Below are 13,424 nucleotides of genomic sequence, written 5' to 3' on the forward strand. Positions count from 1 at the left end.
GCCAGGCGGGAGCGTGATGGGTTAAAACCAGGTTTCCATCTGGACCCCAAAGTTCCATTCCCCGCCGGCGTTGAAGCCGCTGCTGCCAAAGGCATCATCGCTGGCGTAATGATCCAGTTTGCTGCTCCAGTCCATCCAGGTGGCAAACAGGCGCAGCTCAGGACGGCTGAAGAAATCGCCGATTTTGCTCGCTTTTAAGGTTGGCGCAAAGGTCAGCTTGTAGAAACTGCCGTTGACGGCGTTGCGGTCCTTATAGCCTTCCGGATTTAAATCCATGTACTGATAGCTTCCCTCAAACGCCAGCGCGAAATTCTGGGTGACCTCTTTAATCAGGCGGGTGTTGAGCGTTACCCACTCATAGCTATCGCCCTTGACGTAGCGATCTTTACTGCTCTGCGCCAGAACGGCGGGCGCAACGCTCCAGCCGCCGCCCACAGGCGTGACACCGTAACTTGCGAAGCGCCAGGTATCCGCCTCAGACAGCAACGCGCCGTCGGAGCCGATGCTTTTGACTTCCGCCCCCAGACCGTGACCGTACAGAAGCGCCGTTTTGGCAGTCCCTTCGCGCAGGCCGTAGAAGCTATCATTATGCAAGCCTACCAGGGCATGAACGCCGTGATTGGCGGCATCCGTTTTAATCAGATCGCCGTTAGTGTCTTTACGGTCGTCGTTATCCTTCGCCCGCAGGCCGCTCACCATCAGCTGGAACGGGCCGGCGAAGTGGTTCATGCTGAGAATATAGTTTTGAACGTTGTTGTCGGTCTGCTCCACGCTGCCGAAGTTGCGGCCGTAAATGGAGAAGTTACTGCGCAGCGAATCGTTCCATTTCACGTCGTAGACGCCGCCGCCGGTACCGGCCAGGAACACCACGTCGGAGTCCAGCCAGTGAATGTCAAAGTTGTCGCGGTCGAAGCGTTTACCCGCCCAGAAGGTACTGCCCTTCAGCGCGCCGGTAAAATCAGGCAGGTTGCCCAGCTCCGCGAAAGCCTGGCGAATATTGAGATCGCTGGTATCGGCTGACCAGTCGTTATAGGTTCTCTGACCGTCGGCCAGCATCGCCTTGAAGCGCGTGGTCGCCCCGTTATCCAGGGTTTGCTTGTGCTCCAGGTTCAGCTCGACGTAGGTGTCGGCTTCGTTCCCCAGACGCCCTACCGCGCCGCCGGTTTCTCCGGCTGGGGTCAGATAAGGGCCGCTTTTGCTGCTGGAGGCCGCATCGTTCATCAGCAGGCCCGAGCGGGCGTAGCCGTGGAACTCAAACCCGCCGGTCTGATCCGCCTTCTTCTCCAGCGCGGTGGTGCGCTGCGCTACCGCCTGAGTTGTCGTTTGCGTCTGCTGCTGCGCGGCAACGAGCTGCTGCGTTTTTTGTTCTGCATCGTCGGCGCGTTTTTCAGCCACCTGCGCACGCGTTTCCGCCGCCTGGAGGCGCTGCTCCATCGCGGCAAGACGCGCTTCGATACTTGTCATATCCGTTTGGGCAAAAACAGAGGTACTTCCGGCCAGCATGCCTATCATCACGGCAAGTCTGCGTTTTTTATACATTTTGTCGCATCCCTAAAAGAAGTCATTAAACGTGCTAAATTGCTAAACCGGTTTAGGTTGCTGATACTAAACCTGTGAATTTTGGATCGGCAATCTTTTTTGCTAAACCGTTTTAGTAAGTGTGATCGAGGCGACAATTCAGGCCGCCGGATGGCGGCCAGTGAAGGGAGGAATTACAGTTCGTGCTGCCAGGGCAACGCGGTCATCGCCCCTTTGGCGGTGGTGGCCAGCGCGCCGCAGCGCTGGGCGAGCGCGATAACCGGCGTCAGGTCCTGTCCGGCGGCCAGCCCGTAGAGCAGCCCCGCCACGAAGGCATCGCCCGCGCCGGTGGTATCGACACACTCAACGGGCGTTGCCGGATAGTGCTCCACGGCGCCGTCATGCCAGGCGATGACGCCCTCTTTACCCTGAGTGACCAGCACCAGACGCGCCGGGCAGCGCTGCATCAGCACCTCCAGGCCAACGTTGACCTCCGCGCTGCCGGTGAAAAAGGCCAGCTCTTCTACCGAAAGTTTCACCACGTCGGCGCTTTGCAGGGCCTGCTCCAGGCAGCCATGCAGTGCGTTCTCATCCGGCCAGAGGTCCGGGCGAATATTGGGGTCGAAGCTGACGTAACCGCCCGCTTCACGGATGGCGGCCATCGCCTCAAATGTCGCCGTACGGCTCGGCTCTGCGCTTAGCGCGATGGAGCAGACGTGCAGCCACTCTCCGGCGCTAAACGGTGGCAGATCGGCGGGTTCCAGAAAAAGATCGGCGCTCGGGCGCACCATGAACGTAAACGAGCGCTCGCCGTGGTCGTCGAGATCGACCACTACCGTTGAGGTGCGGTGCGCCGGGTCAAGGCGCATCCACGTCACGTCAACCCGCTCGTCGGCGAGCGTTTTCGCCATAAAGCGCCCGAAAGGATCGTCGCCAACCCTGCCGATAAAGGCGCTCTGGCCGCCGAGCCGGGCAATACCGACCGCAACGTTTGCCGGTGCGCCGCCGGGACACTGCAGCAATCTGCCTTCTCCATCGGGCAGTAAATCCACTACCGCATCGCCAAGTACCCAGATTTTCTTCATGTGATCCTCTTAGCTAAACAATATTAAACCGTTTTAGCTATTTAAACACAGGCCGGACAAAGGGGAAATAACGGGAGGAAAATTTGACTTAACGCACCAGGTGCGGCCAGTGGATATCGCCGACGCCATTTAGCTGCGGCCGGGCAAACAGGAAGCCCTGGAAACGACGGATACCGGCGGATTCAAGCCAGCACCACTCTTCTATTTTCTCAATGCCTTCAGCCACCAGGGTGATTTCCAGATCGGAGCAACAGCTGATGATGGAGCGCACGATCGCCTGCTTCGGGCCGCTCAGGTGGATGTTGCTGACAATTTCGCGGTCGATTTTAATTTTGTCCGGCTGGAAACGGGTCAGCAGCGAAAGCCCGGCATAGCCCGAACCAAAATCATCGATCGCCAGGCCAATCCCCTCGCCGCGAAGCTGCTTGATGGCGCTGTTAAACTGGTTGAACCCGGAGATCATCTCGTTTTCAGTGACTTCAATGACCACCTGCTCCGGCTGAAGGCCATGCTTTTTAATCTGATTGACCAGAAATTCCACTGCGCCAGGGACATTTACCAGCGACATGGGAAGCAGGTTTACCGCGATTTTATGGCTGCCAATGCCCAGCTTTTCTGCCAGCGCAAAGGCATACGCTTTTGTCTGGAGATCGACTTCGTAGACGTTGTCCGGGTTAACAGTGCTGAAGAAATGCTCGGGGCTGCCGCCGTCGTTGCCGCGGATAAGCGCCTCAAGGGAGCTGATCTTCCCTTCCGAGGGCTCAACAATAGGCTGCAGCGCAAACTGGCAGGTTTGCCCGACAATCAGGCCCAGATGCTCACCAAAGGGTAACGTTTCGGTCGAGAGCGTCCATTTGGCCGGGGTGTAGCGTGCCCCCGACTGGGCCGGACGTTTACCGGTTATAAAGGTCTGAATAAATTTGAAAACCCGATCGTCGGAGGTCAGATAGCTCTCCAGCTTGCTGTAGCGCAGCACCAACTGCAGCACCTCTTTCGGGGACTGCGTTTGCAGATCGAACAGCAGCATGCCGACGTTTTCGAAGCGTCTGCGCGGACCATAGTCCCGCAGCAGTTCAACCACCCCGCTGTGCCGCTTGTCCTCACGGATGGTGTGGAACAGTTTGACCACACTCTCTTCCGACCCTTCGAGGATCTGCAGAACGTCGTTCCCTTTAGCCAGGAGGACGCCGGTGATATTCAGTTTTGCATTGCGGCCCCTGGCGCGCTCCACCAGCTCCCGCAGTTCAGTGGTCGGGGGGGATAAATTCAACTGGCTTCGGTAGATCAGAGTCGTCAGCACAAAAATGGGTTCCGATGAGAAAGAGAGGTGCTTTGAAGCTTCTATTTAACATACTTAATCAATGCGACCTAACTTATTCACACCACAAAGGAACGTTACTTTCCCCCGTCGCCAATCCGGCTGTCGATCCTCTCCTGCATATAGTCGTAGAACGGGTTCGAGGTGACCCGCATCAGCGCCTCTTTTCCGACGCTCAACACGGACGTTTCTCCCCAGAGCGCAATTGTCCCGAGGCTGATGCCGTAGCGGTTTTTCACTGCAGGTTCACGACCATAGAGATCGTCATCCGGCGTGAACGGCACCGCAACGTGCGACAGTGAATAGACATCCTGCGGCCAGGACTGCGCAAGCGGCACGACCGTCTCCTGCGTACTGCCTGCTGGAGTGATTTTCGCCACCGTCGAGAAACTGTGCTCGCCGGCATTGGTGATAATAGTGACACTGTAACGCCTTTGCACAACCGGCAGCAGCGCCGAGGTTGCCGTCCACGACGACGGTTTAAACAGCGGACGGAAGCTGGCTGCCTGATTGATGTCAAACACCACCAGCTCGCTGCCGTTTGCCGGAAGCTGGTCAAACAGGCCGGTCACCACCGCGCGGGTGCTGACCGTAGAATCCATGACCGACTGGAACGCCAGCACCGGCGGCAAATTCGCCAGCCTGTTTTCCCGCGCCTCACGGCCAATCTGCTCCTGCAGGGCCTTCGTCAGCAGCCAAGACTGGCGAGCGGCGTTAACCGGGAAAGAATTGTATTTATACGGATTATATTCCGGCGCAATATTCAGCCAGGCTGCTTTAGCAAACGCCGGCAGCAGCGCCGGTAACCCGGCGAAACCGGCAAAGCGCGCAAAGGCCGTCACGCCGATCATCGGTGAGAGCAGGATCACCTGCTGGGGTTTACGCAGCGCAGAGGTGTCAAGCGCATCGAGGGTATATTTCATCGCCAGCGCCCCGCCGTTTGAGTAGCCCACCAGATGCAAAGGCACAGCCTCGCCCGCCAGGCGCGTGGCCTCCCGCACCGCAAGACGCGTCGCCGCCAGCCACATTTCCCAGTCAACGTCCGTCAGCGCACCGGGCGCGGTGCCGTGCCCGGGTAGACGCGGGACCACGGCCACAAAGCCGTGCTGCTGATAGTTCACGGCAAGACGCCTTACGCTGTAAGGCGAATCCGTCAGCCCGTGCAGCAACACCACCGCGCCGCGTGGCTTTCCGGCCGGCATCAGCACAAAGGAGCGGTTGGCATCGGGGGCAAACTGACCGGGCCACACCAGGCTCTGGCGGTAGTAGCGGTTTAACGGGGTTTGTTCCTCGCCCGCTGTTTTCGCCGTCACCGCGTTATCCAGATCGGTGAAAATCGCCTTTTCCCGGGCCTGATACCCGGCAAAGTCGGTGTTGTCCATCTCGCGCGCGGACATCTCATTGGCCCGCCAGGTGTGCCACAGGTGCAGTTCCGGCCCCTGCTGCGAGAGATAGACCCGCACCGCCAGCAGGACGACCAGTACGCTCCCCACGACCATTCCTGTTTTCTTTGCAAGCGCGATCAGGCGCACGCTGACTCGCCAGGGCAGATTTGCCATGCCGGGATCCCTTTTATATTCACAGTACATCTATCTTATCAAAAATGTGAACGGACTGACGTATTCACCAAATTCATACCTGCCCGCTCAGCCAGTGCACCAAAAGTGAACTATGCTGCACAAATGTTGATCATTGGTTAACTAAATATTGCATGAAGTTTACTGCGCAGCGGGTTTTCGCCCGCCTGTGAATATGGCACGCGTCATGCATTGTTAACCGGGTAACACAAATCCGGCCATTGACAGCCTGTTAACAACGAGGCGGTATGACGACGAAACCTGAGATGTTGAGCCGTATCGAAGCGACGTTCAGTCAGCTCACGCCCAGCGAAAAGCGGGTCGGAAGCTGGCTGCTGGCGCACGCCGCGCAAATCCCGTTTGAAACGGCGGAAAGTGTGGGTCAGGCGAGCGGGACCAGCGGAATTACCGTCGGACGCTTCCTGCGCAAGCTGGGGTACCGCAACCTGGAGGATGCCAAAAAAAGCCTGCGCGATCCGTATCAGCCCTGGGGCATGAACGAGCGGCTCGACTCCTGGCAGCAGCAGCGCCCTCTTTCCAGCCGCCTTCAGCACGCCCTGTCGCTGGAAGTGGATGCCATCACGCAGGTGTACCAGCTGGCGCAAACGGACGCCTTCCGCCAGGTGGTACACCATCTGGCCCACGCGGACGCGGTCTTTGTGCTGGGGATCCAGTCCACGCGCGGGATCGCCAACGCCTTCTTCAGCCACCTTGAATACCTCCGCCCGCGGGTGAGCTACTCCGAAGGGGCATCCGGCAGCTGGGTGGAATCCCTGAACTCGGGGTTCTCGCACCCTTATGTCGTGCTGACAGATACGCGTACCTACTCCTCAATGGCGCGCCAGTACTGCCGTGTCGCGAGCGAGAAAGGCATTCCGCTGGCCTTAATCACCGACATCTGGTGCCCGTGGGCGCGGGATTACCCGATGGATTTGCTGCAGGTGAAAACCGATACCGGTCATTTCTGGGATTCACTTGCCCCCGTAAGCTGCCTGTTCAACCTGCTGCTGTCGGGCGTGGTGGAAGCGCTGGGTGATGCGCTTCCGGCTCGTCTGGCGGTAAACCGACAATTACAACAAGAGTTTGGTCAATTCGAACGCTAAAGGAGCGGAGCTATGCCCGTAGAGAGTGAACTGATTGATGTGGCGAAGACGTTCCCCACGCTGCATATCGATCTGAAATACGCCACCGCCGACAACATCACCGGACGTCCGATCTATCAGGAGGCGCTGTGCCTGCTGCATACCGATGCCGCTACCGCGCTGGCAAAAGCCATCAGCATTGCCACGCTGGCCGGGCTGAAGCTGGTGGTCTACGACGCCTATCGGCCGCAGCAGGCGCAGGCTCAGCTGTGGGAGGCCTGCCCCAACCCGGAATATGTGGTCAACGTGGCGATTGGCTCCAACCACAGTCGCGGCACGGCCATCGACGTGACCCTGATGGACGAACATAACGCCGTGCTGGATATGGGCGCCGGTTTTGACGAAATGCATGACCGATCGCATCCGTATCACCCCTCCGTACCGCCGCACGCCCAGCGTAACCGTCTGCTGCTGAACGCCATCATGTTTGGCGGCGGTTTTGTGGGTATCAGCAGCGAATGGTGGCACTTCGAACTGCCGAACGCCGCCAGCTACCCGCTGCTTGACGACCGTTTTGCCTGTTTTCCCCTGACGCACACCTCTCTTTGAACCTGGAGCACTGCCATGAAAACATCGCTTCTCTCGACCATCATTGCCGCCACGCTGGCCCTGAGCGCACCGCTGGCGCTGGCTGCCGTCCCGAAAGACATGCTGGCGATCGGGAAAGCCGCCGACCCGCAAACGCTCGATCCGGCCATCACCATTGATAACAACGACTGGACCGTCACCTATCCGTCCTACCAGCGTCTGGTCAAGTACAAGCCAGGCTCTACCGAGGTGGAAGGCGATCTGTCGACGGGCTGGAAAGCTTCCGACGACCAGAAAGTGTGGACCTTTACCCTGGCGGATAACGCCAAATTTTCCGACGGCACGCCGGTTACCGCCGAGGCGGTCAAACTCTCCTTTGAGCGCCTGCTGAAGCTCAGCCAGGGGCCGTCTGAAGCCTTCCCGAAAGATCTGAAAATAGATGCCGTTGATGACCATACGGTGAAGTTCACCCTCAGCCAGCCGTTCGCGCCTTTCCTCTACACCCTGGCAAACGACGGGGCGTCCATCATTAACCCGGCGGTGCTGAAGGCCAATGCCGCAGACGATGCGCGCGGTTTTCTGGCGCAAAATACCGCCGGTTCCGGGCCGTTTATGCTCAAAAGCTGGCAGAAAGGCCAGCAGCTGGTGCTGGTGCCAAACCCGCACTGGCCTGGCGACAAGCCGCACTTCAAGCGCGTCTCGGTAAAAATTATCGGTGAGAGCGCCTCGCGCCGTCTGCAGCTTTCCCGCGGCGATCTGGACATTGCCGACTCCCTGCCGGTCGACCAGCTGGCGGCCCTGAAGCAGGAAGGCAAAGTCGCCGTCGCCGAATACCCGTCCCTGCGCGTGACCTATCTCTACCTCAATAACAGCAAAGCACCGCTCAATCAGGTGGATTTACGCCGCGCGGTCTCGTGGGCGACGGACTATCAGGGGATGGTGAAAGGCATTCTGAGCGGCAACGGCAAGCAAATGCGCGGCCCGATCCCGGAAGGCATGTGGGGTTTTGACGCCGCGGCTATGCAGTACAGCCTCGACGAGGCCAAAGCTAAAGCAGCCCTGGAGGAGGTCAAAGACAAGCCCGCCAGCCTGACCTTCCTCTACTCGGACAACGATCCAAACTGGGAGCCTATCGCCCTCTCAACCCAGGCCAGCCTTGGCAAGATCGGCATTAACGTCAAGCTGGAGAAACTGGCCAACGCCACCATGCGCGACCGCGTCGGCAAAGGCGATTACGACATCGCCATCGGCAACTGGAGCCCGGACTTTGCCGACCCGTACATGTTCATGAACTACTGGTTCGAATCGGATAAAAAAGGGCTGCCGGGCAACCGCTCGTTCTATGAGAACAAAGAGGTCGATTCCCTGCTGCAGGCCGCGCTGAAAACCACCGACCAGGCGGAACGCACCAAAGATTACCAGCAGGCGCAAAAGGTGGTCATCGACGAAGCGGCGTACGTTTATCTGTTCCAGAAGAACTACCAGCTGGCGATGAACAAAGAGGTCAAAGGCTTCACCTTTAATCCGATGCTCGAGCAGGTGTTCAACATCGCCACCATGAGCAAATAACGGTTCTCGCCGGGGGAAAGCGTATGACGTTCTGGAGCATAGTGCGCCAGCGCTGCTGGGGGTTACTCCTGGTGGTGGCCGGTGTCTGTATTATCACCTTTATTATTTCGCACCTGATCCCCGGCGATCCGGCCCGTCTGCTGGCCGGCGATCGCGCCAGCGACGAAATCGTGCAGAACATTCGCCAGCAGCTGGGGCTGGATCAGCCGCTGTACGTTCAGTTTGGCCGCTACGTGGACGCCCTGGCCCACGGTGATTTAGGCACGTCCATCCGTACCGGACGCCCGGTCGCGGAAGACCTGAAGGCCTTTTTCCCCGCCACGCTGGAGCTGGCATTTTGTTCTTTGCTGCTGGCGCTGGTCATCGGCGTGCCGCTGGGGATTTTGTCGGCGGTCTACCGCAACCGCTGGCTGGATCACCTGGTGCGTTTAATGGCGATGACTGGCATCTCCACCCCGGCCTTCTGGCTTGGGCTGGGCGCCATCGTGCTGTTCTACGGGCACCTGCAAATCCTGCCGGGCGGCGGGAGGCTGGACGACTGGCTCGACCCGCCGACGCACGTCACCGGTTTTTATCTGCTGGACGCGCTCCTTGAGGGCAACGGCGAGGTCTTTTTCAATGCGCTGCAGCACCTGATTTTACCCTCGCTGACGCTGGCATTTGTCCACCTGGGCATCGTCGCACGCCAGGTCCGTTCGGCGATGCTGGAGCAGCTTAGCGAGGACTACATTCGTACGGCCCGCGCCAGCGGCCTGCCCGGCTGGTATATCGTCCTGCGCTACGCCCTGCCGAATGCGATGATCCCGTCGATTACCGTGCTCGGGCTGGCGCTGGGGGATCTGCTGTACGGCGCCGTGCTGACCGAAACCGTCTTTGCCTGGCCGGGCATGGGCGCCTGGGTGGTGACGTCCATTCAGGCGCTCGATTTCCCTGCCGTGATGGGCTTTGCCGTCGTGGTTTCGCTGGCCTACGTGCTGGTTAATCTGGTGGTCGATCTGCTTTACCTGTGGATTGACCCGCGAATCGGGCGCGGAGGTGCCGAATGATGTTAACGCAGGAAACGCCCGTCCCGGTTAAAACCGCCAGACAACGCATCAGCTGGGCAAAGCTGTTCTGGATGCTGCGTCAAAGCCCGCTCACGATCGTTGGCGGCGTCATTATGCTGGTGATGCTTTTCATTATGGTGGCCGCGCCGTGGATAGTGCCGCACGACCCGAACGCGCTGGATCTGACCGCCCGCCTGCAGGCGCCTTCTGCACAGCACTGGTTTGGCACCGACGAGGTGGGCCGCGATCTGTTCAGCCGCGTGCTGGCGGGCAGCCAGCAGTCCATTACCGCCGGGCTGGCGGTGGTGATGATTGCGGGCGGCATCGGCTCGCTGCTGGGCTGTCTGTCCGGCGTGCTGGGCGGGCGCGGCGACGCCGTCATCATGCGGGTGATGGACATTATGCTCTCCATTCCTTCCCTGGTGTTGACCATGGCGCTGGCCGCCGCGCTGGGGCCGAGCCTGTTTAACGCCATGCTGGCAATTGCGATAGTCCGCATTCCGTTCTACGTCCGCCTGGCGCGCGGCCAAACCCTGGTGGTGCGCCAGTTTACCTACGTGCAGGCCGCCCGCACCTTTGGCGCCTCCCGCTGGCATTTGATCCGCTGGCATATCCTGCGTAACGCCCTGCCGCCGCTGATCGTGCAGGCGTCGCTGGACATCGGCAGCGCCATCCTGATGGCCGCCACGCTGGGGTTTATTGGCCTGGGGGCGCAGCAGCCGACCGCCGAATGGGGCGCGATGGTGGCCGTCGGCCGTAACTACGTTCTGGACCAGTGGTGGTACTGCGCCTTTCCCGGTGCGGCGATTTTGATAACCGCCGTGGGGTTTAACCTGTTTGGCGACGGTATCCGCGATCTGTTGGATCCGAAGTCAGGAGGGAAACAGTGATGACCGACCCGGTACTCAAGATTGAAGACCTGCACCTGAGCTTCCCGATTTTTCGCGGCGAGGTCCACGCGCTTAACCACGTCTCGCTGGAGATCGGCAGGGGTGAAATTGTCGGCGTGGTGGGCGAATCCGGTTCGGGCAAATCCGTGACCGCCATGCTCGCCATGCGTCTGCTGCCGGAAGGCAGCTACCGCATTCATCACGGCCAGGTGAAATTACTCGGCGAAAACGTCCTGACGGCGTCCGAGAAACAGCTTCGCCAGTGGCGCGGCGCAAAGGTGGCGATGATTTTTCAGGAGCCCATGACCGCCCTTAACCCGACGCGGCGGATTGGCAAACAGATGGTGGAGGTAATTCGCCAGCATCAGCCGCTTTCCCGGCGTGAGGCGCAGCAGAAGGCGATTACCCTTCTGGAAGAGATGCAAATACCCGACGCGAAGCAGGTCATGGCGCGCTATCCGTTTGAACTGTCCGGCGGCATGCGCCAGCGGGTGATGATCGCCCTTGCCTTCTCCTGCGAGCCGGAGCTGATTATTGCCGACGAACCGACCACCGCGCTGGACGTCACCGTCCAGCTGCAGGTGCTGCGCCTGCTGAAGCACAAGGCACGGGCCAGCGGCACCTCGGTGCTGTTTATCAGCCACGATATGGCCGTGGTGTCCCAGCTCTGCGACAGAATGTACGTGATGTATGCGGGCAGCGTGATCGAGAGCGGTGCCACGCAAACGCTGATCCACCAGCCTGTGCATCCCTACTCCATCGGCCTGCTGCAGTGCGCACCGGAGCACGGCCAGCCGCGTGCCCCGCTTCCCGCCATCCCCGGCACGGTGCCCAACCTCAGCCAGCTTCCGCCGGGTTGCGCGTTCCGCGAGCGCTGCTTTGCCGCCGGGGCGAAATGCAGCGAAACGCCGCGCTTAGCGTCCACTGGCGCAGAAGGCCAACAGGCCGCCTGCTGGTATCCACAACGGGAGAAAGTCCATGTCTGATGTACTGCTGGAACTGGATAGCGTGCACGTCAATTTTGCAGCGCGGAAAAACTGGCTGGGGCGCGTGACGGAAAAGGTCCATGCGCTTAACGGGCTCGACCTTGAGATCCGTCGGGGAGAAACGCTCGGTATCGTCGGGGAATCGGGCTGCGGGAAAAGCACGCTGGCCCAGCTGCTGATGGGCATGCTTAAGCCCAGCACCGGCGCCTGCCAGCGGGCGCACCATGCGGGCGGCATGCAGATGGTGTTTCAGGATCCGCTCTCCTCGCTCGACCCGCGCCTGCCGGTCTGGCGCATTATCACCGAGCCGGTATGGGTGCAAAAGCGCAGCAGCGAGCGTGAACGCCGTCAGCTGGCTGAAAACCTGGCGCTGCAGGTGGGCATTCGCCAGGAATATCTCGACCGGCTTCCGCACGCCTTCTCCGGCGGGCAGCGCCAGCGCATTGCCATCGCCCGGGCGCTCTCGTCCGATCCGGATATTATCGTGCTTGATGAACCCACCAGCGCGCTGGATATTTCCGTGCAGGCGCAGATCCTCAACCTGCTGGTGACCCTACAACAGCAGCGTAATCTGACCTACGTGTTGATCTCGCATAACGTCTCGGTGGTCAGGCACATGAGCGACCGCGTGGCGGTGATGTACCTTGGGCAGATTGTGGAGCTTGGCAGCGCCGCACAGGTGCTTGGGGAGCCGCGCCATCCTTACACCCGTCTGCTGCTCGATTCGGTTCCCCGCACCGGTGAACCGCTGGATGAGACGCTGGCCTTACGCAAAACGGAGCTTCCCGGCAACCGCCACCTGCCCGAAGGCTGTTTTTTCCGCGACCGATGCCCGATGGCCGCGCAGGGGTGCGAGCGTTCTCAGCCGTTACAGCCCTCTCGCGAGGGCCGTGACGTCCGCTGCTGGCGAAGTCTGGGTTAAATTTGCGCCATCCCGCCGTCCACGAACAGCTCGGTGGCGTTAATAAAGCTGGCCGCGTCGGAGGCCAGAAACGCCACCGCTTTCCCCACCTCACCGGGCGCGCCTAAACGCCCCAGCGGTACCTGCGCGGCCAGCGCGTCGTACAGCCCCTGGCGGTGCTCTTCCGGCACCAGATCGCCGAGGCCAGGGGTTTTGATCGGGCCCGGGCTGACCACGTTGACGCGGATCCCACGGCCCTGCAAATCCAGCGCCCAGGAGCGGGCAAAGTTGCGCACGGCGGCCTTACTGGCGCTGTAGACGCTAAAGTTTGCCGTCCCCTTAATGGAGACCGTCGAGCCGGTCAGAATAATCGACGATCCGGCGGAGAGCAGAGGCAACGCCTTCTGCACCGTAAACAGCACCCCGCGGACGTTGGTGCCAAAAATCCGGTCAAACTGCTCTTCGGTGATCGCGCCCAGCGGCAGCATATCCCCGCCACCCGCATTGGCGAACAGAATATCGAGGCGGCCTTCTTCTTTGGCTATCCGGGCATAGACCTCGTCCAGATCCGCCAGTTTTGACACGTCCGCGCGAATGCCCACTGCCGTTGAAGCAATTTCTGCGACCGCCGCTTCAAGCTCGGCCTGACGGCGTCCGGTGATATACACCTTCGCGCCCTGCGCCGCCAGCTCCTGCGCCGTGGCAAGACCAATGCCGGTGCTGCCGCCGGTGACCAGTGCGATTTTTCCTGAGAGAGTCGTGTTCATGTCATTTACCTTTTGTTGGGTTTGCGTTGGACAAACTTTAGCCCTTGCAGGATTAGTGAAAAACCGGCAAAAATGAAAATGACTATTCACATACAGA

The 13,424-nt window shown here is 60.1% G+C and carries 12 protein-coding genes; 7 read left to right on the plus strand and 5 right to left on the minus strand.

The genetic code is table 11. The features are described from left to right. Positions 1-21: 21 nt before the first annotated feature. From AB3N39_RS10755 to AB3N39_RS10770, 4 genes are all read right to left on the minus strand, one after another. Complete coding sequence (locus AB3N39_RS10755) at positions 22-1,539, minus strand: carbohydrate porin (protein ID WP_367896699.1); 1,518 nt, start codon at positions 1,537-1,539, stop codon at positions 22-24. Between the two features lie 173 nt (positions 1,540-1,712). Next, positions 1,713-2,603 (minus strand): aminoimidazole riboside kinase, encoded by an 891-nt coding sequence (locus AB3N39_RS10760; protein ID WP_111963601.1) that lies wholly within the window; start codon positions 2,601-2,603, stop codon positions 1,713-1,715. Between the two features lie 88 nt (positions 2,604-2,691). Beyond that, positions 2,692-3,903, minus strand: coding sequence for a diguanylate phosphodiesterase (locus tag AB3N39_RS10765; protein WP_367896700.1), 1,212 nt, complete (start codon positions 3,901-3,903; stop codon positions 2,692-2,694). Positions 3,904-3,998: 95 nt separating this feature from the next. Next, positions 3,999-5,480, minus strand: a complete 1,482-nt coding sequence (locus AB3N39_RS10770; protein ID WP_367896701.1) for an alpha/beta hydrolase — start codon at positions 5,478-5,480, stop codon at positions 3,999-4,001. Positions 5,481-5,746: 266 nt separating this feature from the next. Here AB3N39_RS10770 and AB3N39_RS10775 point away from each other — a divergent pair, with 266 nt between their 5' ends. Genes AB3N39_RS10775 through AB3N39_RS10805 form a run of 7 tightly spaced genes read left to right on the plus strand, consistent with a single transcriptional unit; the run spans position 5,747 to position 12,581 of the window. Further along, on the plus strand, positions 5,747-6,601 hold the full coding sequence (locus AB3N39_RS10775) for a MurR/RpiR family transcriptional regulator (protein ID WP_288461233.1): 855 nt from the start codon (positions 5,747-5,749) through the stop codon (positions 6,599-6,601). Positions 6,602-6,613: 12 nt separating this feature from the next. Continuing rightward, positions 6,614-7,189 (plus strand): D-alanyl-D-alanine dipeptidase, encoded by a 576-nt coding sequence (ddpX, locus tag AB3N39_RS10780; protein ID WP_367896702.1) that lies wholly within the window; start codon positions 6,614-6,616, stop codon positions 7,187-7,189. A gap of 15 nt (positions 7,190-7,204) precedes the next feature. After that, positions 7,205-8,737 carry an ABC transporter substrate-binding protein gene (locus AB3N39_RS10785; protein WP_367896703.1) on the plus strand — a complete coding sequence of 511 codons (1,533 nt, stop codon included), beginning with the start codon at positions 7,205-7,207 and terminating at the stop codon, positions 8,735-8,737. A 23-nt stretch (positions 8,738-8,760) separates the two neighbouring features. Continuing rightward, positions 8,761-9,783, plus strand: a complete 1,023-nt coding sequence (locus AB3N39_RS10790) for an ABC transporter permease (RefSeq protein ID WP_367896704.1) — start codon at positions 8,761-8,763, stop codon at positions 9,781-9,783. Next, positions 9,780-10,673, plus strand: coding sequence for a D,D-dipeptide ABC transporter permease (gene ddpC / locus AB3N39_RS10795; protein ID WP_288461228.1), 894 nt, complete (start codon positions 9,780-9,782; stop codon positions 10,671-10,673). The genes AB3N39_RS10790 and ddpC overlap by 4 nt, the downstream gene beginning before the upstream one ends. Beyond that, positions 10,673-11,659, plus strand: coding sequence for an ABC transporter ATP-binding protein (locus AB3N39_RS10800; protein WP_252092991.1), 987 nt, complete (start codon positions 10,673-10,675; stop codon positions 11,657-11,659). Before ddpC ends, AB3N39_RS10800 begins: the two co-directional genes overlap by 1 nt. After that, positions 11,652-12,581 carry an ABC transporter ATP-binding protein gene (locus AB3N39_RS10805; protein WP_367896705.1) on the plus strand — a complete coding sequence of 310 codons (930 nt, stop codon included), beginning with the start codon at positions 11,652-11,654 and terminating at the stop codon, positions 12,579-12,581. The genes AB3N39_RS10800 and AB3N39_RS10805 overlap by 8 nt, the downstream gene beginning before the upstream one ends. On the opposite strand, the gene AB3N39_RS10810 is transcribed toward AB3N39_RS10805, so the two are convergent. Then, complete coding sequence (locus tag AB3N39_RS10810) at positions 12,578-13,327, minus strand: SDR family NAD(P)-dependent oxidoreductase (RefSeq protein WP_136194908.1); 750 nt, start codon at positions 13,325-13,327, stop codon at positions 12,578-12,580. The two genes, AB3N39_RS10805 and AB3N39_RS10810, sit on opposite strands and share 4 nt — an antisense overlap. Positions 13,328-13,424 lie beyond the last annotated feature (97 nt).

It is taken from the genome of Enterobacter vonholyi, from assembly GCF_040834095.1.
GTDB lineage: Bacteria > Pseudomonadota > Gammaproteobacteria > Enterobacterales > Enterobacteriaceae > Enterobacter > Enterobacter vonholyi.

Excerpts from the sequence above, each read along its gene's own strand:
- AB3N39_RS10810 (WP_136194908.1), bottom strand. The coding sequence starts at position 13,327 with ATGAACACGACTCTCTCAGGAAAAATCGCACTGGTCACCGGCGGCAGC.
- AB3N39_RS10805 (WP_367896705.1), top strand. The coding sequence starts at position 11,652 with ATGTCTGATGTACTGCTGGAACTGGATAGCGTGCACGTCAATTTTGCA.
- AB3N39_RS10755 (WP_367896699.1), bottom strand. The coding sequence starts at position 1,539 with ATGTATAAAAAACGCAGACTTGCCGTGATGATAGGCATGCTGGCCGGA.
- AB3N39_RS10785 (WP_367896703.1), top strand. The coding sequence starts at position 7,205 with ATGAAAACATCGCTTCTCTCGACCATCATTGCCGCCACGCTGGCCCTG.
- ddpX (WP_367896702.1), top strand. The coding sequence starts at position 6,614 with ATGCCCGTAGAGAGTGAACTGATTGATGTGGCGAAGACGTTCCCCACG.
- ddpC (WP_288461228.1), top strand. The coding sequence starts at position 9,780 with ATGATGTTAACGCAGGAAACGCCCGTCCCGGTTAAAACCGCCAGACAA.
- AB3N39_RS10770 (WP_367896701.1), bottom strand. The coding sequence starts at position 5,480 with ATGGCAAATCTGCCCTGGCGAGTCAGCGTGCGCCTGATCGCGCTTGCA.
- AB3N39_RS10800 (WP_252092991.1), top strand. The coding sequence starts at position 10,673 with ATGACCGACCCGGTACTCAAGATTGAAGACCTGCACCTGAGCTTCCCG.
- AB3N39_RS10775 (WP_288461233.1), top strand. The coding sequence starts at position 5,747 with ATGACGACGAAACCTGAGATGTTGAGCCGTATCGAAGCGACGTTCAGT.
- AB3N39_RS10790 (WP_367896704.1), top strand. The coding sequence starts at position 8,761 with ATGACGTTCTGGAGCATAGTGCGCCAGCGCTGCTGGGGGTTACTCCTG.
- AB3N39_RS10760 (WP_111963601.1), bottom strand. The coding sequence starts at position 2,603 with ATGAAGAAAATCTGGGTACTTGGCGATGCGGTAGTGGATTTACTGCCC.